This is a genomic window from Streptomyces sp. P9(2023) (assembly GCF_032436795.1).
GTDB lineage: Bacteria > Actinomycetota > Actinomycetes > Streptomycetales > Streptomycetaceae > Streptomyces.
The window spans coordinates 1-236 of sequence record NZ_JAUPWM010000848.1 but is presented as its reverse complement, the minus strand read 5'-3'; the positions used below and the strand labels follow the sequence as shown (position 1 = coordinate 236).

Below are 236 nucleotides of genomic sequence, written 5' to 3'. Positions count from 1 at the left end.
CGGCCCGCCATTTGAACCGCTGCTCATAGCTGGCCAGAATAACCTGCCAGTTCGCCCAATCAATCGCAGGCCAGATCGACCACAGGATAAATTCGGGCGGGCGCTGCGTCCGTCGACCGTTCTGCCACGCGTAGATGGCGAACCGCATTGCGTAGAACACGTCCCCAAGCAGCACCTCGCCACCAACCGCAGGTGGTCCTGAAACTCCAACGGTATCCAGACCGCGTTCGGTGATG

General features: G+C 60.6%; 1 protein-coding gene. It reads right to left on the bottom strand.

The genetic code is table 11. From position 1 onward, the window contains the following. Positions 1 to 236: hypothetical protein (locus Q5762_RS39665; RefSeq protein WP_315897175.1), on the bottom strand; the 236-nt coding region annotated here is incomplete at both ends.